Here is a 24,796-nt window from a genome sequence, read left to right as displayed (position 1 = left end):
GTCGGGTGGCCGCGCACCGCGCGCACATCTCCGCGATCCGCCACAGCCTTCCGGTCCGGTCCGCATACACGGTCAGGACCACCGGGCCGCCACACCGCACCGCCCCCAACTCGGTGTCGGCCGTGCGCTGCCGCGTGGTCCAGCGGTCGGATCGGGGGTGTGCCAGGCGCAGTCGGCGGCGCGGCAGGCGCACCACGCGTCGCTGCGCGGCCCGCCGGCTGCGCGGATGTGGGCCAGGTGCAGGTTGACGTGTCCGACCGCGCCCTTGCGGCCCGCGGCGGCGTCGGTGAGACGCTGATCGGGGCAGGGCGGGCGGGAGCAGGAGAGCCGGACCGTGCCGGCAGAGGGGCGGCCGTAGGGGTCCAGGCGTACCGTCCACACCCGTCCCGCGACGCGCTCCTGCTGCGTGCCGGCATCCACCGTCATATGCATACCTTCCAGCGTTGTTTGGGCTGCCGCATGGGCGGTCCCCATCATCAAGGGATAGCGGCAGAATTACCGGTCAATTGCCGGTCAGTCGCAGACATTTCAGACTCACGGGTCAGGAAAGTCAGCCTTTGGCTGATCCAGCCACGCCGGGTGGCTGGCTCGGCTTGGATAGTGCGTCAAGACGAGGCACCGGTCGCAGCCAGCAGATCGCTTTCAGGGAGATCGTGCTCGCGCACACGGTGCCCGGTCAGGTTGGGGATGACGACGCGCTCGTGCTCATCCGGCTGCCAGCCGTGTGCTTCCAGATCACCGCGCAGTTCAGTCAGCGCCGCCAGGAGCGCGTCGAGGGTCGCCATGCGTCGGACCGTACTCGGTGGGGTGAACGCACCAAGAGGGGAGATCCCCACTGCATCGCGCTGACCAGCGGTGGTCGGGGTTTGGGGTCGGTGCGGCGGGCCCATGCTCAGCCCCATGGTCGGGGTCGTTTGTGGGGTTCGCGGCCGCCTTCCAGCGGGCGCGGTCGTAAGGGGCTCAGGCTGCAGCGGTTGGTCAGCTCGTGCGCTCGAAGGGCGTGACCATGTGCGCCACTGCCAGGGATGTGTGGATCTTGGCAGCCTGCTGGGTAAGCCCGTCGGCGACGTTCTGGGCGTGGCGGACGATGATGTCGTCTGTGTCGTCGTCGCCGATCAGCTGTGCCGAAGCACAGCAGTTGTCACCAGCAGAGCCGGATGACGTGGTGAATGAGACCGGGCGAAGCAGCCTGGTTGTCACCAACAAGGCATTCGACTTGTCACATGCGCTCATTCAGCATTCTTTCTGTCACCAGCAGCGAAGATCGGGAGTCGGCGGCTCTGCGCCGCGCTTCCGTGACGTCATGGTCGCTACACGTGCTGGGTCAGGAAAGGTGGTCGACATCAGTGCAGCTAAGGACTGGAATCAGAATGAGGTCTCTAGAGCACGGGAATGACGTGGTGTCAGTTAGCGTTGAGCGGCCCGGAGGGGGTGGTCGCGACCGAGACACGTGGTCGGCGCAAGCCGTGGGAGGTTGACGATGGGCTGTGGGCGCGCATCGAGCCGCTGTTGCCGGTGATTGAGCGGCGCTTCCGGTACCCGGGGCGTCGTCGGCTCGATAACCGGCGGGTTCTGTGCGGCATCCTGTTCGTGCTCTACACCGGCATCCCCTGGCGCTACCTCCCGCAGGATCTCGGCTTCGGCTCCGGGATGACCTGCTGGAGGCGACTGCGGGAGTGGAACGAGGCCGGGGTCTGGCAGCGCCTGCACGAGCTGCTGCTGGCCGAACTGCGGGCGGCCGGCATCCTGGATCTCTCCCGGGCGTCAGTCGACTCAAGCCATCTGCGGGCGATGAAAGGTGGTGCGGCCACCGGCCCGTCCCCGGTGGACCGGGGCAAGACCGGCAGCAAGCACCACGTGATCGTCGATGCTCACGGCATCCCGCTGGCCACCACGCTGACCGGCGGCAACCGTAACGACGTGACCCAGCTGATCCCACTGATCCGAGCGGTCCCGCCGATCCGAGGCAAACGCGGCCAACCGCTGCGCCGCCCGAAGCACCTCTACGCCGACCGCGGCTACGACCATGAGAGCTACCACGACCAGGTCCGACGGTTCGAAATCACCCCGCACATCGCCCGGCGCGGCACCGAACACGGCTCTGGACTCGGCGTACACCGCTGGGTCGTGGAACGCGCCATCGCACTTCTGCACTGGTTCCGCCGCCTACGCATCCGCTGGAGATCCGCGACGACATCCACCAGGCCTTCATCACACTCGGTTGTGCCGTCATCTGCTGGCGACGACTGAGGAGCCCGCTCTGATTCCAGGCCAAAGTAAGGTGGAATCCCGTGTCGCAACTAGCGCAAGGAGGCGGAATGCTCGCCAACTCGTCGGTGCTGGCGGCCGGAAGGCGTCATTCGGTCGGACGGCGCTGCGATGGAACCGTTCTCGCCGTGGGCAATACCGCAGCCGCTGAATCTCGTGTCGAGCGATGGGAAGACGTCGTCGCGGTGGCAGCTGGCAACGTCCATACCGCGAGGAACACGGGCAGGTCTCATACTGTGGGACTCCGGTCGGACGGCACGGTGCTGGCAACGGGGTGGAATGGCGATGGGCAATGTGATGTAGCCGGATGGCGAAGCGTTACGGCCGTGGCCGCAGGCTGGCGCCGCACGCTCGGGCTACTCGCGAATGGCCGCGTGCTAGCAGTTGGCCGGAGTTCAGAAGGACAGTGCGACGTGGAGTCCTGGCGCGACATGGTCGTCGTCTCGTGTGGTGACTGGCACTCGGTCGGCGTCCGGTCAGATGGTTCCGCACTGGCCGCGGGGAACAACCGACGAGGACAGTGTGACGTTGAAGGATGGCGTGACCTGGCCGCCATCTCGGCCGGGTACCTCCATACCGTCGGCCTCAGAGCCGACGGGCGGGCAGTAGCGACCGGAGACCGGGTAGCCGGGGCGTGCGAGGTCGATGAATGGGAAGACGTGGTGGCGCTCGACGCGGGCAGCTACCACACCGTCGGGGTCACTGCGTCCGGGCGGGTCCTCGCAGTGGGTGACAACAGCTACGGACAGTGCGAAGTCGGCGATTGGCGCGACCTCGTCGCCGTGGCGGCCGGTTCAACGCACACCCTCGGCTTGCGTGCCAACGGCACAGTCGTGGCCGCAGGGAACAATGACGACAGACAGTGCGAAGTCGATGCGTGGTCCGGAATCCAGCTTCCATAGGCCTCCGAGCTGTGCCAAGGCGAACTGACACGCCGTCATTCCCGATTCCCAGAGACCTCATTCTGATTCCAGTTCTAAGAGAACCTGTTTGTGTCGACGGACGTCGATGCGGGCAGGCCGGGATGGATTTGGGTGACGAGGCGGTGGGCGGTCTCATGGCGGCCCGGCGGGGACGAGGCGTCTTGCTCGGTGCACGATCTCGTACAGGAGCCGGTGCCCACGAGCGACCCGATGCGGCACTTCACCTGGCGCCGGGACCAGCGGCATCGTCCTGGCCTGCAGTTCCTGACCCGCACCGGCCGTCACCACGGCGTGGAGAGCCTGGAGGAGAGCGACGTACGCCCCGAGCCCTTGATCAAGGGGCGGACCGGGAGTCGTTTGCCGCGGCGATTGACGCCGACATCACCGTCCATCTCGCGCGTCGGCTCCACAGATGCTGAACGAACGTCTGCTGGGTCCGGACCGACAACGACCAGCCCGTCCCGAGATTCCCCGTCTGTTGAGGGCGGCGGGGGCATGACGGGGCGGTGACGGGCCCGCCCCGGGCAGGCACCGCCCCCCCGTCGCGGGCGTCAGAGCGCGCTGAAGCCGCTCTCCCCCGGTCGGCGGCAGCCAGTGATGGCCGCCAGGGGGATTCCCCCGATGAAATCCATTTCCTGGGTGGGGCCGACGGGACCGATGACGGCCGCGGTCGCGGTCTCCAGGGACGTGCTGTTGGCGTAGACCGTCGGCTTGGTCAGGATCCTGCTCCGCGCAGGCGGCGCGGCGAATTTATGCCAGCCGCTGACCTGGATCTGGTAGAGGTACCGGTCGTTGCTGGCGTACCCGCCGCAGTCCTCGTCCAGCGCCGTGGAGACCAAGGTCGGCTTGGGGCTGCTGACATGGGCCCGGGCGTAGGCGATCGGGTCCTCAAGGAACACGGCGAGTTCGGTCGCGACGGACGGGTTGTTGCGGGACCTCATCCCGTTCGCCTGCCGGATGACCTCGGGAGAGCGCCCATCGGCTCGGAAGACGACCAGGCTTGCCGATTCGGCGAGCGTGTACCCGTGCGCGGGGGTGTCGGACTGCTCCTGCGCGGGCTCCGCGGCGGCCGACGTCTGCCCGGCCGAGTTGGTCTGATCGGCGCTGGAGGTCTGCGCGGCCCCCCCGAGCCTCAGGTGGTCGGGCTTGTTCGGTACGGGCGGCGGCTTCCTTTTCCCGTCGGTGGGCGCGGTCTGTACGGCGACCGGGCCGCCGCGACCCTCGTGGGCGGCACCGGCGACGGGGGCAGTCCGTGGCTCCACGGCGCGTTGCACATCGAGCTGGTCGGCGCTGCGGAGCATCTGGACGACCGCGGCGTTGCCCGCAGCGGCCTGTAGGCCGAGCAGGCCATGCTGCGGGGGCGGGGCGGATACGGGCCGACGGGCAGGGATACGGCTGTTGCCCGCCCCGGTGTGAGAGCTGGCCTTCTCGTGATCGTGCACGGGAGTCCCTCTTCTGGCGTGAGATCGTCAACTTCCCTTAATACGTGGCGGGGAGACGCTGGCGCAAGGTGCGGGTGGGCAGCATGCGGTGCCCGGACGGGCACATCCGATGCCGCGATGATCCGCGTGTGGGCCGGCCTGTTTTCGCCAGGGGGAGAACGGTCCCCGGGGCTCAGTTCTGTCGCGTAGCGACCGGACGGGCGGTGCAGTGGTTCGTGGCAGCCGGGCCCGAGGGTTGACCGCGGCGCGGCGTCGCCGCGGACGGGTGAATTTCTTCCTCGTGTACGCGTGCGCAGCTCCGGCTGCGTGGGCCCAACTTGCCTGTTTTTAGGGCAGCTTGCTACTTCTAAGAACGTTCTGCCGTGTTATGTTCCACTGTTAATCGAACGAGAGGTGATCTCATGGCACGAGTACGACGGGCTGAGTACGACGCGACCCAGGCCACCAAGCGCCTGAAGGTGTCCGCAGCTGCCTTCCGGTGGGCGCGGCACACCGGCCTCATCCCGGCGCCGGACGCGTCTTCCTGGCAGTGGTCCCGGGCCGCTGTGGAGGCGCTGGACGCCGACGCCATCCGGGCCGCGATGCCCTCCCCGCCGATCAGCGGCGGCGCGGCGGCCGACCGGATCGCCAACGCGCTCGGCACACCCAACCCGACCACGTACGGCGAGCGGGCGAACGTGACCGCGTTCGTGGTGCGCCGGCTCGTCGACCCCGGCCTGCTGGTCGACCTGAGCGCGAACCCGGACGGGACGCTGCACCACCCCGACCAGGTCGACCAGGTCTGCCGCCGCGAGGACCTGGCGGACCTGGTCGCCGCCGACACCCCGCTGGGCCCCGAGCAGGCCGCCGCCCGCCTACGGGTACGCCGTGCCGACTTCGACCACATGGTCCGGCTCGAATGGGTCCGCTCCCCGCAGTCAATCGAGGCCCGCTTCGCCACCAGCCGGGCCGGGGCCGTCGACGTCGCGCTCTACACCACCGCCTGCGTCGACGCGGTCATCCCCGCCCACCCCGAAGTCGACTGGGAGCTGCGCGCGGTGGAGAAAGGCCGGCGCTCCCCACTCGCGGCGCTGCGCCCCGCACCCGCGCCCACACCCGCCTGAGATTGCGTGCGCCCGTACAGCGCTACGTCGGCGCTCCCCGCCCGCCGTGTCCCAGCCATCCAGTAAGGCGGCCAGGCCCGCGCGACAATGCCCGCCCAGAACCTTCCCGACGACCGTGCGGCGCTCACTCGCGAGGAACTGGCAGGCTGTGCCCCGCCCGTCACAGCGCAAACGGCCGGATCTGCGCCCGCACGGCCGGTCACACCCCAGATCTCCACCGGCCGGGCCGAGGACGGCGCGTGGACCGCCTGACCGACGACGGCAGACGCCTGATCGCTCGCTCCTGCGTGGCCAGTGGGAGCGTCTTGGAACACCGAGCCCTGCAGGACTACGACAGCGGCTCGTCCACCGCGTCAACGGACAGGTCGTGGCGAGGGAGTGGGGAGGCGGGGTCGTCGACCCAGATACGGCAACTACCAGTGCGACGGGTCGTGATGCCGAAACGGTTGCGGCCGGGCCGGCCGCGCTCCTCCCACCACTGCCAGGCCGCGCACACCTCGTCCCACACCCGCCGCGGGCCATGCTGTGTGACGGCTTGCGGTGCCTGCCAGTCGTCCACCGCGACCGAAGCCCAGGATCCGTCGATGCCCCACAGGCGCAGCAGCCGATCGCCGCGGGCGGGCACCGGGTCGTACGTGACGCCGGGAACCTGCAGCCCGACCGCCCATCGGGACGCACCCGTTGCCAACACCTCCCGAGGATCCACTGCGGACGCCGACCGCGCGGCGCACGCGCGGGTCGGGTCGGGCCACCGGGGCAGCTGGCTACGTTCCCACATGAAGGACACGGCTCCCGCGAAGTGGCCCTCGGCCACCCCGTCTTGCACCGTCAAGCGCGCCAGGCCGGTGTTGGCGAACAGCGAGCCGAACGGCACGACGATCCGACCGCCGTCGCGCACCTGGTCGATCCAGGCCACAGGAATCCGATCCCGCACGGCGAATCCGGCGTGCAGCGCGTCGTACGGTGCTTCGGCCGCGTGCCCGGACACGGCGTCAGCGCACACCGCGGTGACCGGGGGACGGCGCCCGCCCAGGAGGGCCTGGGCCCGGGTAGCCAGCTCCAGATCCGATTCCACGGTCACCACGTGCGCCCCGGCTGCGGACAGCAGCGCCGCGGTCCAGCCGGTTCCGCTTCCCAAGTCGAGGACCCGCTCCCCAGGGGCCGGGTTCAGCAGCGCGAGCATGCGCGCGACAGTCGCCGGGGCAGAAGACGAGGACGACGGTGCCGGCGCACCGTCGAACAGGGACGGGCGCAGCTGGGTGATGACCGGCTCCCCGGAGCAGACCAGCGACAGCCACTCCTCGGGCGCTGTCTCCCGGTGCACCGCCCGGTAGCGGCGTTCGTCTCCTGCCTCGGGCACGAACACCTCCTGCAGTACGTAGTCCTCGCGGGGAACGCTCTCCAGCACTGCCTGCCAGTGGGCCGACAGGCCGACGTCGGCCGCGACCTCGACGACCAGCTTCCGCCAAGCGTCCCTGCCCACGCCTAGGGCTCCTCGTCCTCGTCCGTGACCTCGTCGTCGGTGTCCGCGATCGGCATGCCGCCGACGTTCTCCTGCTCCTCCTCGGTCAGAGCACCGTCACTCGCCGCATCCTCGCGCGCCATAGCCACCCCAACTCCTCGTCAAGTGTGCCCAGTTCTCCCCATGGGCGCGGCGCTGAAGCCGCACCCGCCGCCCGCACCTGGCGCAAGCGTCAAAGCGGCTCGCGAGGGCGTGACGTTTCTCCGCGTGGCCCGCCGCAATTACTCCCAGCTCACCGTGCGAAGCGCTGCCGAAGAGGAGTATCAGGGCCGGGAAGGCGCCGGGGGCCCTGTCCGTCCGGTGACGGCCTGCGGTGTACAGGGTGAGACGGAAGCGCTGGTCAGGCATGACGTCACTGTACGTCCGACTGGCACCGGAATTCGAACACGTGCTCTACTGGCGGCATGGTGCACAACAACCCCACCCCCGGCCCCGTCGAAACCCAGCGCGACTGGACCCGCACCTACCAAGCCCTCGCCGAAAGCCCCCCGACCAGCAACACAGCCCTCCGGCGACGCCTCCTCGACCTGTCCCGCCGCCTCCACCGCGACGTCCCCCGCACCCAGCAGTCCGACCTCCGACGCCGGACCGAGGAACAGCCATGACCAGCCTCACCACGGACATCACCGAACGGCAACGCTCCATCCTCGCCGCCATCCGCACCCACATCGCCGACACCGGCGACGCCCCCACCGTCCGCGAAATCGGCAAAACAGTCGGCCTGTCCAGCCCCTCCTCCGTCCACTACCAGCTCCGTCGCCTCGAACAAGCCGGCGTCGTCGCACGCGCCACCGGGGCTGGCCGACGGGACTAACGGCTCACCTGATGCCCGAGGAGATTCGCCGCCTCGAAGTGCTGCGCTTCCTCGAGCGGGTGCAGCTCCGCGACCTCGCCCGCACCCGCCAGTGGATCGCGGACGAGGAGCGCCGCGAAGCCGAACGGGCCCGCGGTAAGCAGGCCCGGCCACCTACCCCCGACTGGAGCGTCGAGCTGGGGATCGGGCAGGGCAGTCCGTCCATCGAGGTGCACCGTGGCGACTGCTACGCCGCGGGCAAGCGACGCCGCCCGGTGACGCGGGACGAGGCCCGGCGGCTGCTTGCCGACGGCATCCGGGCATGCACGCACTGCGAGATCGCCGTCGAGCTCCGCATGCTGGAGTAGTCCCCGGCTGATCGGCCGGATGGGCGCGCTCTCCGCGCGCTTACTCCAGGGTCCGGGCACGCTGACGGCATGACTTCTGATCGTCCAGTCGTCGTGTATCCGCCCGATGAGGAGGGCGGCCGCCGGGTGCGGGTCGACGGGCAGATCTCCGGGCGGGCGTACAGCGCCCGGGACGTGGCCGCCTTCCTACAGGAAGCCGGGCTGCAGGACTACGACGAGATGGACGTCGTCCGGTCCTCGCTCATCGAGTGGCGCGGCGGCGGCCCCGACGCGTGGGCGCGCTGAGCGTGGAGTACCCGCTCCGGGTCGCACTCGCGGGAGCCGCGACGACGCCGTCGGCCGGGCCGGGCTGGTGGTACGAGCCGAAACTCGACGGCGACCGGGCAGTCGTGTGGCGGCGTGACACGGTGCGAGTACAGACCCGCTCCGGACGGGACGCCACCGCTGCGTGGATCGACATCGCCACCGCGGCCATGGACCTGCCGCCCGACACCGTCCTCGACGGCGAGGCGGTGCTCTGGCGAGACGGTCGCACGGACTTCGGGGCCGTCCGCTCCCGTACCTCCGCCCGCGGCCGGTGCCTCGCCGACCTCATCCACCGCTACCCCGCCTCCTACGTCGCCTTCGACTGCCTCATGCTGCACGGCCGGGACCTGCGCGGGTGCCCATACCTCGAACGGCGGGCCGCACTACTGGAAGTCCTGGAGCCGCTTGGGCCGCCGCTGCAGGCTGTGCCCGCGACCGACGATGTCGACGTTGCGCTCGCCTGGTACGAGCACCTGCCCGCGCAGGGCATCGAAGGGATCGTCGCCAAAGCTGCGACCAGCACGTACCGGCCGATGAGGGCCTGGAAGAAGATCAGGCACGCTGAAACCGTAGACGCCGAGGCAATCGGCTACGTGGGTCCGGCCGGGCGCCCACGTCGAGTGGCCGTGCTGCTGCCCGACGGGAGACGGATGCTCTCGCAGGCCCTCACCCCGCCCATCGCTGTCGAGATCGTCCGGCATATCGCCAAGTCGGCACCCGGCCAGCCGTTGCGCACCGACGACGGGGAGACGTACACGACGACCGGCGGCGGGCTGGTGGTGGAGGTCGAGAGCGGGACCACGCGGCACGCGACGGTCGCTGTCGTGCGTGTGCGTTGAGTGGGCCCGCCCGTCCGGCATGCCGAGTGTTGCCGTCAAGGGCACTCTGGATGTAGAGCAATGCGCCCGTCGACGACGGCGCCTCAGTACGACGCCGCGCGGCAGGGCTCGACGAGGTGATCGACATGGTCGATGGATCTTCCGATCAAGCCAGCGTCGGCAGCACCGGCGAGCCGCTCCGCCGTGACGAAGTCGGAGATGCGGCGTGCGCGGGAGCCGAGGACACCAGAGAGCTACTGAAGATCGCGGTTGACGTCGAGATGAGAATGCGGCAGACGCAGGCTGAAGCGATCACGAGCCTGCGCGATCGGTCACTCCATCTATTCGAGATCATCACCATCGGCGTCTCGATCATCTTCGCAGTCGGCTTCCGTGAGCACCACGACATGCCCGGCTGGGGCATTGCGATGCACGGGATCGCCCTGGTCTCAAGTCTGCTGGTCACCTGCTACGTGTCACGCCCGTGTCGCGACTGGTCCATAGCGTGCGTCTCCGGCGAGGACCTAGCCAGCTACGCGAAGAAGGGGAAGCCGTTCACTGACTCTTTGATCAAGGAGCTCAAGAGGAGCAGTGGCCGCGAACTCAACAACCGCGAACTCAACAAGCGGCAGGTGGTGTTCGAGTACTTCCTCGTCTTTCTGGTGGTGCTACTCGTCGTCGCTGGCGCCATCTATATCGGCACCGTCATAGAACACTGACGGAAGAGCCGCAACGCACGAACGCCCGCCCCCGGTACATGGGGGCGGGCGTAAGGCTGGACGTCTCCGGGGGCCTCTGCCCCCGCTCGGTGGCGGGAGGGATGCGGTTGCCCGCGCCCGGCTGATCCCGGCAGACGCTCGCGGGGCCGGACTCGAACCGGCGGCCTCGGATCTCAGGGGGCTTGCCGTCGCGATCGGCGCTACCCCACACCGTGCTCTATCCGCTGAGCTACCCGCACAGCCAGTCTGGCACGAGGGGCTGACAGTTGGGACAGGATGCGCCTACCGTGATCGGGCGGCTTGCCTCGTTCGCAGCGACCCTTCGGGGCGTGGGGAAACCCGCTGGCAGGCCGCACCTGACGTAGGAGGCGCTATGAGCGACACGTGGTGGGGCTAGACCCCCGGTAGACGAAACGCCCCCGCAGCCAGACGGCGCGGGGGCGTTGACGTGCTCAGAGGATGTCGTCGGACGCGGCGTCGACCCACTTGTCGGCGTCGCGGGTCGCGGACTGCGGCTGCGCGTACTCCCCTGTGAACGGATGCCAGTAGCGCGCCTTCACTCCGAGGATCGCAGCGGGCGGACGCTCCCGATACCTCCTGTAGGGACCGGCATCGCGGAACGCCTCGGCGGTGTTGCATCTCTGGCAGAGCAGTCCTTCTCTGAACTAAGTCGTCTCGCAGATTGATGACTTGGGTAGTCTGCGGTCGGTGGAGATGGGACTGAGCGCAGATGACTGGCTGGCGGATACGCGGGCGTCTTATGACACCGTCGCTGCAAGTTACGCAGAGCTGACACGTCATATTTTGGACGAATCGCCGGAAGAACGTGCGATCTTAGCCTTGTTTACCGACCTGGTGCGTGCCCAAGGCAGCGGGCTGGTCGCGGACGTGGGGTGCGGGACAGGCAGGATCACGGGCCACCTGCGGGAGCTGGGCCTGGACGCGTTCGGCATCGATCTGTCACCAGGGATGATCGATGTGGCCCGTCGCCACCACCCTGGGGTGCGGTTCGATCTCGGTTCCATGACGGACCTGACCTTGGACGACGCCTCGATGACGGGGCTGGTCGCCTGGTACTCACTGATCCACATTCCTGACAACGAGATCAGCTCGGTTCTTGCGCACTTCCGTCGAGTGCTTCGGCCTGGTGGGCTGTTGCTGCTCAGCTTCCATGTCGGCGATGAGTCGCGGTTGAAGACTGAGGGCTATGGCGGGCACCCGATGAAGGTCTATGTCCATCGCCGGCAGCATGACCAGACGATTGCGTGGCTTAACGAAGCTGGCTTCTCCGTCGAGACGCACAAGACTCTCACCTCGGCCGAGAGCAAGTTGGGAGGGATCATCCTCGCGCGTCGTCAACCTTGAGCGGCTCCGCCAGTCGCCTGGCGGAGCCGGGATCAGGTGGCTCGTGCGGCGATCTCGCCGAAGGTGGGCAGGCCCAGGTGGATGACTGAGGGTTTGGCTGCCAGTACGCGAGCGGACTCTGCTGGCACGCCGTTCCACGCTTGGTGAGACCCGCAGGGCTGCGGCGGGGAGTGGGCCGCCGCGCCCACATCGAATGGGAACTCGTAGGTCACTTCCCCTCCTTCGGCGCAAGCCGGAAGCGGTCGACGATCCCCCGAAGAGAGCTTCGGCGGCGTCGACGTGGGCGGCATTTCGCTGGCCCTTGTTCCGTCGCTCCCAGTAGCCGACGGTGGTGGCGGGGCTGTCGTGGTCGGCGAATGCTTGGACTTCGGCGAGCGGCTCCCCCGCGTCGAGCATGTGGGTAATGCGGGAGGCACGAAGAACGTGCGGGGTGAGCTTGCGGCAGATCTGGCACCGGGCAAAGGCGTGCCCCGGCTCACCTACGGCGGGGCAGGTGAGGACGCGCGCTTTGCGGCCAAGTGCCGCCCAGCGCGAGGCAGTGGGGCGCAGCCTCGACCGCTAGAACCCTTCGACGTGATCGGCGTCTGTGAGGCTGATCAGCGATGCGTGCGCCGCCTGCTTCTGCTCGTCGCTCATCGAACCCCACCAGGCTCGTGCTGCTCGCAGCACATCGATAGCGAACTCGTCGACCATCAGAATGAGACTGTCGTCCTTCCGGTTTCGGTGCCAGCTGATCCCCCGCTTCCCCGGAGTGAGGAAGATGAAGTCCTTCAGGATCTTGCGGGCCTTCTGGCTCTCAATGTCGGCCGATCCGCCGTGGAGGAGAGCGCAGCGCAGCGCATAGCAGTCGTCGGCCGAAAGGAACACCATGCTCACAGGCGGGTATCCGACGTTGCGCGTGTAAGCAGGAACCAGGTGCTTCTCAACCCACGCCTTGTAATGCCTTCCCGACGTCTGCGTGCCGGGCTGTTCCGCCTGAGCGCAGATGTCGGGCAGCGTCAGGCTCAGTGTGAGCGCCGCGTACCAGTTACGCTCGGACACGGCTCGCCCCAAGGCGTCGAAGAACTCTTCCACGATGCTCCCTTGCGTCACGGATCGCGTGCATCACGACCCGGTGACAGCCTGCACCGTCCGGCCCTCTGGGGCCTACCGTGTTTCGCCTAGCCGATCCCTGGGGGGACATATGCGCGTTCGCACCACCGCGGTCACGATCAGCATGCTTCTCGCCGCGGTCACCGCATGCGGCAGCGACGACGGCGACCCCGACGGGAAGTCATCCGCAGCGAAGCCGTCCACGAAGAAGGTCGACTGTACGGACGAGTACCTCAGCCAGAAGGAGTGGACGGATCACTGCGCCGGCAAGGAAGGCGCCGGCACCGGCGGGGATGGGACCGAAGGGCAGGCGAAGACTCGGAAGCTCGGCGAGCCCGCGCAGACCATCGGCGACGGCGGGACCGGCGTCCTGCAGATCACCCCGGACACCGTCGCGTACGTGAAGGAAGACAGCGGGGAGCCCGCGGAGAACGGCGTGTTCGCCGTGGTCACGATGAAGGACAAGGCGATGACCGGGGCGCCAGCCGACGAGGTGGCGCCGATCAGCGGCGGCGGCTGGTCATGGATCGCCCCCGACGGCGAGTCGATCGACTCCGACAACGGCAACTCGTCGAGCATCACCATCGACAAGTACAACAACGCCGACCCGGTGCAGCCGGGCACCTACCAGTGGCGGATGCAGGCATTCGATCTCACGCCCGCGCAGGCGGCGGGCGGCACCCTCATCTACGTGGACGGTGAGGAGACCGCGCACCGGTGGAAGATGCCCGCCACCGACTCCGGACCGCACGTCGCCGAGCTGAAGAAGCAGCTGGTGGAGTAGACGCAGAAGGGCCCCGCGCTCCGGAGAGAGGCGGGGCTCTGCGCTGCTCGCGTCAGGCTGCTCTCTGCATCCACGGCCAGGCGGCGTCACGTCCGTTTTCGAGGAGCGGGATCATACGGAACGCCTGGTCAGTGAGCCCACCGAAGCAGTGCCGTCCGGTCGTACCGCTTGGCATGGCGCCCGCCCTGTAACCAGCCATGTTCCACATGTAGACGGGTGTCGTCTTCGGTACGAGATCGTCGATTGTCGTCTCTCGCATGCCGCCGTAGCTGCCCATGTTGGGGATGGGAGCCAGCCAGGCCGGCTCTGGTCGTCGGTGACGATGACAATGCGGTCATGGGCAAACCAGTGCTTCTTGACGGCGGACGGGATGTCGGTGCTGTCAATCTGCCCGAACTTCTCGATGTGCTTGCGGATGCTGCCGTCCTTTTGCGCGTCGAGCTTCTTGGACTCGCCGCCGAACTCGACGAGCGTCGGCTTCTCGGCGCGCTGGGCGAGGGCAGAGCCGAAGACCGCGGCCTGCTCGGCGAGCGTGATGTCGGATCGGTTTTCCGTGGAGAAGTGGTAGCCGGGGAACACCGACGGCGACCGGTCCACCAGAATCAGCGTGCTGCCGGACAGCCGCGGCACGTTGGCGAGCGAGTGCCCGATGGCCTGCTCGAGCGCGTGCGCCCACCGCAGCGACGGGGCGTGCTTGTAGGCGGCCCACCAGCGGAACGGGAACATGCGGGACTTCGCGACCTGCTCCGGATCGGCGAAACGGGCGCAGACCTGCGCGGCTACCTCGTCGGATACCCCGGCCTCGTCGAAGTTCCTCAAGTTCCGAGCAAGGGCCATCAAGCCCATGGAGGGGATAACCGTCTCCCAGGCCGTCTTGTCCATCGGGCCCTGTAGCCAGCCAGCGAGAGCTTCCCACGTCATCCCGGCGTCCTTGAGGAGTTGCGGCGCGCTGCCGCCCTAGGACCGAAGCATGGCCGCTCGCTCGTCGGCAGGTCTGTTCATCAGACGATCGCGGGCGCGGAGCATGGGGAGCGGTGCGGGGATCTCGGTGACGTTGCCGTGGCGGCGGTCGAGGGCGTGCCGGTAGAGATCCCCCTGCCAAGGGTGGTCAGGGCGCGGCGAGGCGTGGACGAGGTTGAGGACGTCACCGAACCGGTAGCCTTTGGAGTCGGTGTCGTACTTGAGAAGCGAACGCTCGGTGTACAGCCGCTGTACGGCGTCAGCGATGCCGCGCTTCACCGGCTTGGCCAGCTTGCGGCCGTACTTTGCTGTCCAGTAGCCGAGCATCTCGCCGGGCTCGTCGGCACGCTGAAGGACGGCGTCGATGGCCTGGCCACTGTACCCGGGTGCCTCGCGGAAGATGCGTTCTGCGCTCAACTCGGCTGCGCCGACGAGGGATGCGGTGCGCATGTTGCCCTCGGTGCGGAGCCAGCGGAGGAAGTCGACGCACCAGCCGGGGTCTTCGATGGCGAGCGCGCGGATGAGCTGGGTGTAGCGGTCGTCGCGCTGGCCGCCCTTCTCGTAAAAGGTGTCTTGGCCGACGAAGTTGCTGACCGCCAACAGGAAGAGTTCACTCTTCGCGTCACGGAGGTGTCCGGTGGCGCCCTCGTGGGTGCGGCCCTGCTGTCCGGTCGTGGTCACGGGCGAGTGGACGGCGGCACGGACGCCGCGCTGGTTGAACCTGACCATGAAAAAGCCCCTCGCGTGGAGGGGAGGTCAGCAGTGGGGTGCCCGAGATCAGGTCGGCGGCGACCCTGCGGGTTTCGAGCCCGCGCGCACGAGGCGCTTCAACCAGAGAAGTAACCGTACAGCCATCGCACCGGGCACCCCCGATGCCGCGGCTATAGACAGGTAGTTCCTGCGCGTAGTGTCTGAAGAGAGCTGCTGGCGCCCAACGCCTCCAGCCGGTCGGCCGCTGGCAAAGGGCTGCGGGACCCGCCCCAAGCAACTCGCGCGTGATCACCACCGCATCGAGCACCTCGACTCGGCGCTCAGTCAGTAGCTGCTGCACAGCAGCCATCCCGCCGTCACCGGTCAGCAGTGGCCGACACTCGTTGACGAGCGTCTCAAGCCGAGCCGTCCTCTCTGGATGCAGCCCACTGATCGCCATGCTGTCGCCCCTCCACCATGCTCAAACTCTTCCTCGATCATCCCCGAAGTCTGCAACCACTTGCGATTGGATTGCCGCTGAGTAGCAGGCGCCGCGAAGGTCGAGTGCCGTCATTTCTCGTGAACACGGGCGGGCATGCGGACCGCCAACCGCCTCCCAGATTGCCGAATAAACAGTGGCCTTTGAAGGGTTCTGGCTCGCTTTCCGTGATGTGCGTACGGTGGGTGATCTTCGCTGGGAGGCCAGTGGGACTGTCGGCGGTCTCAGGTGCAGACGACGGGGCAGCTGCGTCGGATCGAGTGCTGGGCAGCGCGCAGGAACAGTGCGACGTAGAAGGCTGTGTCCAGGTCCTTGCTCCGAGGCCCTATTCGAGTAGTGGCCAGTTCCTTTGCTTGGTGCCTGAACCACGTGCTCAGGTCGAGGTTGTCGCATGTCACCGGGGTTTCGGCTGGCAGATCGATGGCTGCCGCCAGCTTCTCGGCGAGCGGTAGTACCTGAGGAGCGCCGGCCACCATGGACTCGTGGTCGTCGGACGCGATGGGCAACCAGATCTCCTCATCAAGCGAGAAGGGCACGAGCACGGTCCAGCCGCAGAGGATCTCCGATTCCTCCCGTGACAGATGCATCTGACACAAGGCGAGGAACCCGGTCATATAGGGGGTCAGCTTCTCCTCGAAAGCTTGCCCTGAGCCAGGTGCGAAGTCCGTCTCTGCGGGGACTTCCTCGTAGGACGGCAGGCCCCGCCGTCTGAGTTCAGCATTGAGTGCCGAAGCAACTTCACCCCATCCGTCCTCCTCATCACTGAACCATTCCTCCGCGCCAACGCTCACCAGATAGACACCCATGTCGGGAAGCTATCGCGCGCATCTGACATGGATCAGTGAGCCAACAGGACTCGCTTGCGGAGCAGTGCGAAGCTGACGCGGCCGAACATCTGGCGCTTGAGCATCTTGATCCGGTTGACGTGCCCTTCGACGACGCCCGAGCTCCAGGGCAGGGTGAGTCCGGCGATGACCGCGTCGCGGTCTCGGTCGATTCCGGCCGCGGGAGTGTGGAGGCTGGGCAGGTCGTCCTGTCGGACGGCGTCGAGCCACTGCGGGAGCCGTTCGCCCTGGCGCTCGGTGAGCATCTGGGCGAAGGACCGGAGGTGACCGGTCAGGGCGTCGAGTTGGGGGCAGTTGGCCAGGACGGCCTTGAGGTGGAGCTGTACGGTCTCGGTCAGCGTCTCGGGTCGGCTGAGGATCCATCTCGTCACCACGTGGGGTGCTGGCGGCTGCGCGGTGACCGACCGTGGCGACGTGCTCAGCGGCCGACAGCTCGATGCCACCACTGGGAAGTTGCTCGCGCACCAGAAGGAATCGCTGGCGGAGAGTGCTGGGTAAGCCGTCATCCACACGGGCGGGTAGTTGCTCGACCACGGTGCCGAGGGGCCGGCCAAGCCAGGCAGCGAAGATGCTGCCTGCCGTGTGCTCGGCGCGGATTCGCCCACGGCAGACAGGAAAGGCCCTCAAAGGACTGGAACCTCCTCGGAGACCATGTCAACGTACAACGTCCCGGAAAACACCAGGTCAGCGATGTGATGCAGCTACGGAACGACCGGTACGCAGGCCGGACGCCCTGGGAACCCGGACTTCAGCTCTGCTCGCTCTCGCCGCCGAGACTCGTTCTAAGGAGGCCCCGGCTGTCGAATCCCGCTCTCCGATCTGCTCGCTTCACTGCCCATCCTGTTGAGGCTCTGCGCCGTGAACGCGTGGACCATGCAGGAGGCAGAAGACCATGGGCCGCTTTTCGCGGTGCTCCGTCACTGCGTCTGCGCGGCCGCGCTATTTGAGAAGGCCCTGTTACCTCGCGGCTACCGTCGTGATCGAGCGGTTGTCGCGTGCGTCGCGGTGCACCCCGGGGCCGCACCCCGACAAGTTGCCCGAGCCGTTGGCGCCCCGAGCGTGTCGTGGCGCGTAGCCTCAGCCGACTCACCGAAGACGGACGTCTGACGCTCGTCATGGACGGAGCGATCCCCGCTCTCCGGTGGAGACGACAGGGGTGCCCATGAGCCACTCTCTTTTCGTGCTGCGCGATACATAGCAGGCGATCCCCGGTTAGCGAAACCGGGGATCGTGCAGAGCATTGATGGTGTTCGCACGTGGCTGTGCTTGGCGGTGGAGCTGTGGCGGACGCAGTTGGCAGTGCCGCACTCATTCGCGAGGAGGAATAGGGCCTGCCGCCTGCTGCCCTACCAATGACCGCGTCTTCATGCCCATGGCTTTGGTCGGCTGCTTGCTACGCGAGCCCCCCTGGCCGTTCGGCTGTGCGCCATGAGGAATATCCAGTGCTGTGTGGATTCGCGATGTACCGTTGCGTTTTTTGTGGGTCACTCCACGATGGATAGATCTCTCAGACGGCTGGTTTGTGCTGCGTATCAATACACGCCTGGATTTTTGACGTGAAGCGTTTCTCCATGTGAAGGTGAAATTGCATGGCTCGTCCTCCTGCGTTGAAGCTGGCCGAGGTTCTTGCGGAGATCCGCATGAGCCCGTCGGCGTTCTACCGCATGCGCGCCCGCGGGCAGGCCCCCCGCATGATCAAGCTGCCCAATGGTGAACTTCGTTGCCGTCGCGCAGATTTGGATGCCTGGTGGGACGCCTGCGAGAGAGATTTTGACACTTGGCGATGAGTTACAACGCCCGTTTCTGGGACATACGGGAGCGTCCTGGTCGGCGCAGCCGTTTTCAGGTGCGATGGACGGTCAACGGGCGCGAAAATTCCGAATCATTCAGCACTATCGGGCTCGCCGAGAGTCGGCATGCGAAGCTGATGACGGCGGCGCGCGAAGGCGAGCCTTTCGATGAGCACACGGGGCTGCCGGCGTCCGAGCTGCGGGCCATCAAGCAGCGGACGACATGGTACGACCTTGCCCACGACTACATCGACCAACGCTGGGACCGTACACCGGGAAACACCCGCCGCACCCTGGCCGACGCATTCGCCACCGTCACGCCCGCCTTGGTGCGTCCAGGCGCCACCTATTCGGAGCCGCGGGTGCTGCGGCGCGCCCTTTACTCGTGGGCGTTCAATAAGAACGCATGGGCCCAAGAGCCAAGCGACGAGTGGCGGAAGGCCCTGGACTGGCTGAAGCGAAACTCCTTGCCCGTCGGTGCTCTCGCGGAAGCAGATGTGCTGCGGCGGGCACTGGACGCCCTGTGTCGCAAGCTGGACGGCAAAGCGGCTGCGGCCAAGACGGTGCGGCGCAAGCGGGCTGCGTTGAGTGAAGTTCTCAGCACCGCGGTGGAGAAAGGTTACTTCGCGGAGAATCCTCTCAACGGGCTCAGGTGGAACGCTCCGGCGGTCAGCGAAGAGGTGGACCCTGCTGCCGTCCCCAATCCGGCCCAAGTCTCCCAGCTGCTTGCGGCAGTTGCTCAGCAGCGCGGGCGTGGACCCCACCTGGAGGCGTTCTTCGGCTGTATGTACTACGCGGGCATGCGGCCGGGAGAGGTCATTCACCTCCGCCTCGAACAGTGCCATCTGCCCGGGACCGGGTGGGGGATGCTCAACCTGTCGGGCGGCGTCATCACCGCGGGCAAGGAGTGGACGGACGACGGCGCGGTGCACGAGGTGCACTCGCTCAAGCGTCGCGCGGCTACCGCGACCCGGCCGGTGCCTATCCCTCCGAAGTTCGTGCGCGTCCTGCGTGCGCACATCAAACGGTTCGGCGTGGCGCCGGACGGTCGGGTGTTTCGGAACCAGGCCGGCAACTACGTGGACGCTTCCGCGTATGGCATTACATGGGCGCGGGCACGGAAGCATGTCCTGACCCGCACGGAACTCGCCTCCGGTCTGGCCAAGCGGCCCTACGATCTCCGGCACGCCGGGATCTCGTCCTGGTTGTACTCTGGGGTGGACCCGGCCGAATGCGCTCGCCGCGCGGGCCAGAGCATCGAGGTCCTCTTCCGGCATAACGCCAAGTTCCTGGATGGCGTGAGGGAGCAGGCCAACCGGCTGATTGAGCAGTCCATGCAGGAGTGGGACCGCGTCAGCCAGGGCGCGACGCTCGAGGGGTAAGCCGGGATGTGGACCGGAAATAGACCGGAAGAGCTGGTCAGGGGCGGGATGACGGTGGGAGGAACTGGGAGTTATAGCACAAATCAATCCCTGCTCTGAATGGGTCGAGCGGAAGGCGCCTGACCGGCAAAACCTCAGGTCAGGCGCCTTTTCTCGAGCCCCTAGAAGAAGCCGAGCTTCTTCGCCGAGTACGACACCAGGAGATTCTTCATCTGCTGGTAGTGCTCCAACATCATCTTGTGGGTTTCGCGGCCGATGCCGGACTGCTTGTAACCGCCGAACGCCGCGTGCGCCGGATACGCGTGGTAACAGTTCGTCCAGACGCGACCCGCCTGGATCGCACGGCCCGCCCGGTACGCCGTGTTGATGTCACGCGTCCACACTCCCGCCCCCAAGCCGTACAGGGTGTCGTTCGCGATCTTGATGGCGTCGTCGAAGTCGTTGAACGAAGCGACCGAGACGACCGGCCCGAAGATCTCCTCCTGGAAGATCCGCATACGGTTGTCGCCCTCGAAGATCGTCGGCTGGACGTAGTAGCCCCCGGCCAACTCGCCGTCGTATTCGACGCGCTGGCCGCCCGTCAGGACCTTGGCGCCCTCCTGCTGGCCGATGTCCAGGTAGGAGAGGATCTTCTCCAGCTGGTCATTGGAAGCCTGCGCTCCGATCATGGCGTCGGTGTCGAGGGGATGCCCGGCCTTGATCTGCTCGGTGCGCGCGATCGCCGCCTCCAGGAACTCGCTGTAGTGACCGCGCTGCACCAACGCCCGAGACGGGCAGGTGCACACCTCACCCTGGTTGAGGGCGAACATCGTGAAGCCTTCGAGCGCCTTGTCCCTGAAGTCGTCGTTGGCCGCCCACACGTCGTCGAAGAAGATGTTCGGCGACTTGCCGCCCAGCTCCAACGTCACCGGCTTGATGTTCTCGGAGGCGTACTGCATGATCAGCCGCCCCGTGGTGGTCTCCCCGGTGAACGCGACCTTGGCGACGCGCGGACTGGACGCCAGCGGCTTGCCCGCCTCGGCCCCGAATCCGTTGACGATGTTGATGACCCCCGGCGGCAGCAGATCGGCGACCAGGCTCATCCAGTAGTGGATGGAGGCCGGGGTCTGTTCGGCGGGTTTCAGGACGACGGCGTTCCCGGCAGCGAGCGCCGGCGCCAGTTTCCACGTGGCCATGAGGATCGGGAAGTTCCACGGAATGATCTGCGCGACGACACCGAGCGGCTCGTGGAAGTGGTACGCGATGGTGTCCTCGTCGATCTCGCTCAGCGACCCCTCCTGCGCACGGATGACACCCGCGAAATAACGGAAGTGGTCGATGGCGAGCGGAATGTCAGCGGCCAGCGTCTCGCGGATCGGTTTGCCGTTCTCCCAGCTCTCGGCTACCGCGAGCTGTTCGAGGTTGGCCTCCATCCGGTCGGCGATCTTCAACAACACGTCCGCGCGCGCGGTGACCGACGTGCGCCCCCACGCGGGCGCCGCCGCATGCGCCGCGTCCAGTGCTCGCTCGACATCCTCCGCGGTGCCCCGAGCGATCTCGGTGAAGGTCCGGCCGTTGACCGGGCTCGGGTTCTCGAAGTACTGGCCACGGGCCGGCGCCACATACTCGCCGCCGATGAAGTGGTCGTAGCGCGACTGGTAGGAGACGATCGCACCCTCGGTGCCGGGCGCTGCGTAACGAGTCATCTTGGCTGGCCTCCCGTGGCAGGCTGCCCACCGTTGGGCAGCTCTAGCCCGGAGGCTAGAAGCACGGACGTTGCATCGACGTTGCGAACTTTTCGTCGTACTTTCCCCACGCTGGCGTGAGGCGTGAGGCGCGAGGCGTAGGGGTGGGCGCGGGGAACGAGGGGGCCCTGCATTAATCGTTGGGGCCTCGGGCCGCCGTGCCCTCGAATCCGCTCGACGCCAACTCGGCGTCGAGCTCCCTCAAGCGGGCCAGAACCGGCGCCGTCGGACGCAGCGCGGCCAGCGCCCGCCACACCGTCAGGTCATCCTCGCCCCACGGAGCGTGCGCCCAGTCCGCGAGCAGATCGGGGTCGTTGCGGTCGACGAGCGCCGCCCGCAACTGGTCGGCGAGCCTGCGGCGGAGCCGGACGAGAGCGGGGGCCTGCGACTGCGGCAGCAACGGACCGGCATACGCGGCCACGGCCGCCGTCACCGCCCCCGCACCCAGACGACGCTCGACCGTGTCGACATCGCACTCGACAGGCACCCCCAGCCGATAGGGCCGCGACCGCAGCAACTCGCCCCCGAGCCCCCGTCGCAGCCGAGCCATCTCGGCCCGCAACGTCACCTGCGGCACCGACTCGTCCTCATACAACGCATACAGCAACTCGTCCCCCGTCAGCCCCTCCGGGTGGCGGGCCAGCAGCACGACGATCTCGCTGTGCCGCCGACTCAGCCGCACCTTGCGTCCGCCCATGAGCAGCAGCGCCTCGTCTCGGCCCAGAGCGGCCAGTTCCATCCTCTCGCCTGCTCCCGTCGGCGGAGCCAGCAACGCCAGGTGGGACTCGGCGGCCCGCGCGACCGCCTGCACGAAAGCGAGACTGTGCGGGTGCGCGAGCCCGTCGCCGCCGGTGATGTCGACCGCGCCGATCAGCCGCCCCGTCCGCGGATCGTGTACGGGAGCCGCCGCACACGTCCACGGCTGCACGCGCCGCATGAAGTGCTCGGTGGCGAAGACTTGCACCGGCCGGTCCACGGCGACCGCCGTCCCCGGCGCGTTCGTCCCCATGGCGGACTCCGCCCACCGTGCGCCCGGCACGAAGTTCATCCGCCCCGCCCGCTGTCGCGTCACCGCGTGGCCCTCGACCCACAACAACCTGCCCTGCGCGTCGCACACGGCGAGAAGATGCTCCCCGTCCGTCGCGAAGCTGCCCATCAACTCGCGGAACAGCGGCATCACCCTCGCCAACGGATGCTCCGCCCGGTACGCCCCGAGATCGCCGTCGGTGAGTTCCACCGCGGCACCGGTTGCCTCCGGACTCACTCGCGCCCTGGCCGACCTCCGCCACGACTCGGCGACCACCGAACGCACCGGACGGGAGATCGCCCCCACGTCAGTGAACCTTTCATGGGCCCGGCCCACCACCCGCACCCGCTCGACGGGGTCGGTGCCCGGCTCCAGGGCCACCCATGGATCGGTCAACTCGGCCTCCCGGGACGGCGATGCGGTGCTGCCATCGTCGCCCCGGAGACGGAAGCCGACAAGGACGCGCTGACTCAGGCGAAGTTGACGAGGCGGAGATAGCGCGTCCAGTCCCAATGCGGCCCGGGATCCGTGTGATCCGAACCGGGCACCTCATGGTGACCGATGATGTGCTCACGGTCCTTCGGGATGTCGTACTTCGCACAGATGGCGGCAGTCAGCGCCGCGGACTGCTCGTACATCGCGTTGGTGAAGTACTCGGGTTTGTCGACCCACCCTTCGTGCTCGATACCGATGCTGCGGGTGTTGTAGGTCCAGTTCCCCGCGTGCCAGCCGATGTTGCGTTCGCGGACGCACTGGGCGATGTGGCCGTCCGTGGACCGCACCACGTAGTGGGCCGAGACCTTCTTCGCGGGGTTCTGGAAGATGGCGAGTGTGTCCGCGTACGTCTCCTGCGTGACGTGGATGACCACGTAGTCGATGGGATAGCTGCTGGGGCGGTTGGACGCCGTGTAGTTGGAGGTGCTGGCCGGCACCCAGTCGGCCAGGGGGTAGTCGACCGCGCGGTCTCCGGCAGTGGCGCGGGTGGCGGGCAGGAGCGCGGCGGGTACGGCTGCGGCGAATGCGCCTTGCAGCAGACGGCGTCTGCTCGGGGAGCGTCTCAATCGATCCATGACTGACCTGCCTCTCGGTGGGGGGAACGGCTTGACTGGCGCTGTACTTGAGGAGCTCATCGCGGTGGTGGGCTCGACTGCGGCTGAGAGGCGCAGCGCCGGTCTTCGGACGGGAGCGGCCGCCCTGTCGAAAGGCGCTGGTTCTCAGGGGGGACGGTGGTCCGACCCGCGTGATCGTGGAGCGGAGAGCGGGAGTGAGGCGGACCGTGGTAGCGCGGCGGATATCTGGCGCAGTCGCGCGTGCAGGCCGCGGTGCGTCTCGCGTGCGGGCAGCCACTCCTTGCGGATCTTGGCCACGCACGTGTAGTTCGTGTCGCAGACGTTGGCCAGCGGGGATTCGACGGTCTGCGTCGCGAACTGGTACGCGTCCAGTTCGCTGAATCCGTAATCACGGACCAGCCACTGCACCAAATCGAGCTGGGATATTCGGAACGCGTCCTCCAACGGTCGCGCCGAACCGGTCGAGATGATGTGCGTGTCCGACTCAAGCCGCGGCCAGGGCGTACTCACTCCCTTGAGGAGATCTACGATCACCACAGTGTTCATGGCACACTCGACGGCCACGCCGCACGTCTCTCCCTCTCCCTGCCGTGCGTGTCCGTCACCGAGACTCAGCAGCGCGCCGTCGACGTTCACCCCCAAATAGCAGGTGACTCCGGCGCGCATCTCGGGCGTGTCCATGTTGCCGCCGTGCGCGTCGGGCACGAGCGCCGAGCGCACTTCCAGATTCGCCGGCGCGACACCGACCGTGCCATGCATGGGATCCATGGGCAGCTCGATCTGGAAGTCGCTGTCCCGCGCGCTGAACTGCGCGGTACGTCGGGCCCGATCGAGGTGCCAGATCCACACTGCCTCGGGCAGGGGCGCTTGGAGCGAAGCGGTGGAGTGGGTAGACGTGAGGGCACCGAACAGCGGGACCGTCGTGGAGGCGGCCCAGTCGCGGGCCGGCTCGATCGACACGAAGTGGACGGCTACGGTGTCGCCGGGCTCCGCGCCCTCCACGTGGAAGGGGCCGGTCTGGGGGTTGAGGAACGGGAACTCGCAGACTTCGGAGACGAGGTCCTTCTCCGAGCGCACGTTCCCGGCGAAGCAGTCCTCGGTGAACAGGTCGAGGACGGTGCCCGGGGTGATGCGCGCAAGGGGCGGGGTGCCGCCGAACGTCCACGCGTACTGGTCGGGTTCGGGTCGGACGGTCAGGATCTTGAAGTCATTCATCGCTGTGTCGCTCCACTCCGGCCGGTGGGCCGTCGGTCCGGCCGGGTGGGCCGTGCGTGAATTACGTTACGGCGCTCAGAGGTTGGGGCGG

At 67.6% G+C, this 24,796-nt stretch carries 24 protein-coding genes and 3 pseudogenes; 14 read left to right on the top strand and 13 right to left on the bottom strand.

What is annotated here, in order from left to right; translation table 11 throughout:
* Window positions 1-72: 72 nt before the first annotated feature.
* From ACH4D5_RS26280 to ACH4D5_RS26270, 3 genes are all read right to left on the bottom strand, one after another.
* Window positions 73-426 carry a hypothetical protein gene (locus ACH4D5_RS26280; RefSeq protein ID WP_398307003.1) on the bottom strand — a complete coding sequence of 118 codons (354 nt, stop codon included), beginning with the start codon at window positions 424-426 and terminating at the stop codon, window positions 73-75.
* Between the two features lie 179 nt (window positions 427-605).
* Window positions 606-785, bottom strand: coding sequence for a hypothetical protein (locus ACH4D5_RS26275; RefSeq protein WP_398307001.1), 180 nt, complete (start codon window positions 783-785; stop codon window positions 606-608).
* A 193-nt stretch (window positions 786-978) separates the two neighbouring features.
* Window positions 979-1,233 (bottom strand): hypothetical protein, encoded by a 255-nt coding sequence (locus ACH4D5_RS26270; protein WP_398306999.1) that lies wholly within the window; start codon window positions 1,231-1,233, stop codon window positions 979-981.
* 159 nt (window positions 1,234-1,392) lie between these two features.
* On the opposite strand from ACH4D5_RS26270, the gene ACH4D5_RS26265 reads away from it, so the two are divergent.
* The 3 genes and pseudogenes from ACH4D5_RS26265 to ACH4D5_RS26255 all read left to right on the top strand — a co-directional run bounded on the left by ACH4D5_RS26265 (window position 1,393) and on the right by ACH4D5_RS26255 (window position 3,170).
* Window positions 1,393-2,264, top strand: a protein-coding gene (locus tag ACH4D5_RS26265; RefSeq protein WP_398306997.1) for an IS5 family transposase whose coding sequence is annotated in 2 segments (ribosomal slippage) — window positions 1,393-2,185 and window positions 2,185-2,264 — 873 coding nt in all. Because the reading frame shifts where the segments join, the coding sequence is not laid out codon by codon here.
* Window positions 2,265-2,318: 54 nt separating this feature from the next.
* Window positions 2,319-2,663 (top strand): annotated as a pseudogene (locus tag ACH4D5_RS26260) (chromosome condensation regulator); the annotation flags it as partial.
* Window positions 2,664-2,681: 18 nt separating this feature from the next.
* Complete coding sequence (locus ACH4D5_RS26255) at window positions 2,682-3,170, top strand: hypothetical protein (RefSeq protein ID WP_398307106.1); 489 nt, start codon at window positions 2,682-2,684, stop codon at window positions 3,168-3,170.
* A 572-nt stretch (window positions 3,171-3,742) separates the two neighbouring features.
* Here ACH4D5_RS26255 and ACH4D5_RS26250 read toward each other — a convergent pair.
* Complete coding sequence (locus tag ACH4D5_RS26250) at window positions 3,743-4,633, bottom strand: hypothetical protein (protein WP_398306995.1); 891 nt, start codon at window positions 4,631-4,633, stop codon at window positions 3,743-3,745.
* A 401-nt stretch (window positions 4,634-5,034) separates the two neighbouring features.
* On the opposite strand from ACH4D5_RS26250, the gene ACH4D5_RS26245 reads away from it, so the two are divergent.
* A complete protein-coding gene (locus ACH4D5_RS26245) occupies window positions 5,035-5,736 on the top strand; it encodes a hypothetical protein (RefSeq protein WP_398306993.1) in 702 nt (233 codons plus the stop codon).
* Between the two features lie 328 nt (window positions 5,737-6,064).
* On the opposite strand, the gene ACH4D5_RS26240 is transcribed toward ACH4D5_RS26245, so the two are convergent.
* Window positions 6,065-7,219, bottom strand: a complete 1,155-nt coding sequence (locus ACH4D5_RS26240; protein ID WP_398306991.1) for a protein-L-isoaspartate O-methyltransferase — start codon at window positions 7,217-7,219, stop codon at window positions 6,065-6,067.
* Between the two features lie 443 nt (window positions 7,220-7,662).
* On the opposite strand from ACH4D5_RS26240, the gene ACH4D5_RS26235 reads away from it, so the two are divergent.
* The 7 genes from ACH4D5_RS26235 (at window position 7,663) to ACH4D5_RS26205 (ending at window position 11,627) form a co-directional block, all read left to right on the top strand.
* On the top strand, window positions 7,663-7,863 hold the full coding sequence (locus tag ACH4D5_RS26235) for a hypothetical protein (protein ID WP_398306989.1): 201 nt from the start codon (window positions 7,663-7,665) through the stop codon (window positions 7,861-7,863).
* The gene (locus tag ACH4D5_RS26230; protein WP_398306987.1) at window positions 7,860-8,072 is read left to right on the top strand and encodes a MarR family transcriptional regulator; all 213 of its coding nucleotides are present in this window, start codon (window positions 7,860-7,862) and stop codon (window positions 8,070-8,072) included. Before ACH4D5_RS26235 ends, ACH4D5_RS26230 begins: the two co-directional genes overlap by 4 nt.
* 11 nt (window positions 8,073-8,083) lie before the next feature.
* A complete protein-coding gene (locus ACH4D5_RS26225) occupies window positions 8,084-8,419 on the top strand; it encodes a DUF6233 domain-containing protein (protein ID WP_398306985.1) in 336 nt (111 codons plus the stop codon).
* A gap of 69 nt (window positions 8,420-8,488) precedes the next feature.
* A complete protein-coding gene (locus ACH4D5_RS26220; RefSeq protein ID WP_398306983.1) occupies window positions 8,489-8,704 on the top strand; it encodes a hypothetical protein in 216 nt (71 codons plus the stop codon).
* A 2-nt stretch (window positions 8,705-8,706) separates the two neighbouring features.
* Window positions 8,707-9,564: an ATP-dependent DNA ligase gene (locus tag ACH4D5_RS26215; protein WP_398306981.1), complete on the top strand. Its 858-nt coding sequence runs from the start codon at window positions 8,707-8,709 to the stop codon at window positions 9,562-9,564.
* Window positions 9,565-9,689: 125 nt separating this feature from the next.
* The gene (locus ACH4D5_RS26210; protein WP_398306979.1) at window positions 9,690-10,262 is read left to right on the top strand and encodes a hypothetical protein; all 573 of its coding nucleotides are present in this window, start codon (window positions 9,690-9,692) and stop codon (window positions 10,260-10,262) included.
* A 720-nt stretch (window positions 10,263-10,982) separates the two neighbouring features.
* Window positions 10,983-11,627: a class I SAM-dependent DNA methyltransferase gene (locus tag ACH4D5_RS26205; RefSeq protein WP_398307104.1), complete on the top strand. Its 645-nt coding sequence runs from the start codon at window positions 10,983-10,985 to the stop codon at window positions 11,625-11,627.
* 558 nt (window positions 11,628-12,185) lie between these two features.
* Here the strand turns inward: ACH4D5_RS26205 and ACH4D5_RS26200 are convergent.
* Window positions 12,186-12,701, bottom strand: a complete 516-nt coding sequence (locus tag ACH4D5_RS26200; protein WP_398306977.1) for a hypothetical protein — start codon at window positions 12,699-12,701, stop codon at window positions 12,186-12,188.
* 109 nt (window positions 12,702-12,810) lie between these two features.
* Between ACH4D5_RS26200 and ACH4D5_RS26195 the strand changes: the two genes are divergently transcribed.
* Window positions 12,811-13,503 (top strand): hypothetical protein, encoded by a 693-nt coding sequence (locus ACH4D5_RS26195; protein ID WP_398306975.1) that lies wholly within the window; start codon window positions 12,811-12,813, stop codon window positions 13,501-13,503.
* A gap of 52 nt (window positions 13,504-13,555) precedes the next feature.
* Here the strand turns inward: ACH4D5_RS26195 and ACH4D5_RS26190 are convergent.
* The 3 genes and pseudogenes from ACH4D5_RS26190 to ACH4D5_RS26180 form a co-directional block, all read right to left on the bottom strand.
* Window positions 13,556-15,192: pseudogene (locus ACH4D5_RS26190) on the bottom strand (TROVE domain-containing protein).
* Window positions 15,193-15,876: 684 nt separating this feature from the next.
* Window positions 15,877-16,458, bottom strand: a complete 582-nt coding sequence (locus ACH4D5_RS26185) for a hypothetical protein (RefSeq protein ID WP_398306973.1) — start codon at window positions 16,456-16,458, stop codon at window positions 15,877-15,879.
* A gap of 32 nt (window positions 16,459-16,490) precedes the next feature.
* A pseudogene (locus ACH4D5_RS26180) lies at window positions 16,491-16,919 on the bottom strand (transposase); the annotation flags it as partial.
* Between the two features lie 1,167 nt (window positions 16,920-18,086).
* Between ACH4D5_RS26180 and ACH4D5_RS26175 the strand changes: the two are divergent.
* Both ACH4D5_RS26175 and ACH4D5_RS26170 read left to right on the top strand, forming a co-directional pair.
* Window positions 18,087-18,284 (top strand): helix-turn-helix domain-containing protein, encoded by a 198-nt coding sequence (locus ACH4D5_RS26175; protein ID WP_361846699.1) that lies wholly within the window; start codon window positions 18,087-18,089, stop codon window positions 18,282-18,284.
* The gene (locus ACH4D5_RS26170) at window positions 18,281-19,669 is read left to right on the top strand and encodes a tyrosine-type recombinase/integrase (protein ID WP_398306972.1); all 1,389 of its coding nucleotides are present in this window, start codon (window positions 18,281-18,283) and stop codon (window positions 19,667-19,669) included. Before ACH4D5_RS26175 ends, ACH4D5_RS26170 begins: the two co-directional genes overlap by 4 nt.
* A gap of 161 nt (window positions 19,670-19,830) precedes the next feature.
* On the opposite strand, the gene ACH4D5_RS26165 is transcribed toward ACH4D5_RS26170, so the two are convergent.
* The 4 genes from ACH4D5_RS26165 to ACH4D5_RS26150 form a co-directional block, all read right to left on the bottom strand.
* Window positions 19,831-21,354, bottom strand: a complete 1,524-nt coding sequence (locus ACH4D5_RS26165) for an aldehyde dehydrogenase family protein (RefSeq protein WP_398306970.1) — start codon at window positions 21,352-21,354, stop codon at window positions 19,831-19,833.
* Window positions 21,355-21,526: 172 nt separating this feature from the next.
* A complete protein-coding gene (locus ACH4D5_RS26160) occupies window positions 21,527-22,816 on the bottom strand; it encodes a GAF domain-containing protein (protein ID WP_398306968.1) in 1,290 nt (429 codons plus the stop codon).
* Between the two features lie 74 nt (window positions 22,817-22,890).
* Window positions 22,891-23,490, bottom strand: a complete 600-nt coding sequence (locus ACH4D5_RS26155; RefSeq protein WP_398306966.1) for an N-acetylmuramoyl-L-alanine amidase — start codon at window positions 23,488-23,490, stop codon at window positions 22,891-22,893.
* A 144-nt stretch (window positions 23,491-23,634) separates the two neighbouring features.
* Entirely contained in the window at window positions 23,635-24,705 is a 1,071-nt protein-coding gene (locus ACH4D5_RS26150; RefSeq protein ID WP_398306964.1) for an acetamidase/formamidase family protein, read from the bottom strand.
* Window positions 24,706-24,796 lie beyond the last annotated feature (91 nt).

Origin of the sequence: Streptomyces sp. NPDC018029, from assembly GCF_044327655.1 — a bacterium.
Classification (GTDB): Bacteria; Actinomycetota; Actinomycetes; order Streptomycetales; family Streptomycetaceae; genus Streptomyces.
This window is presented reverse-complemented; position numbering and strand designations above follow the sequence as displayed.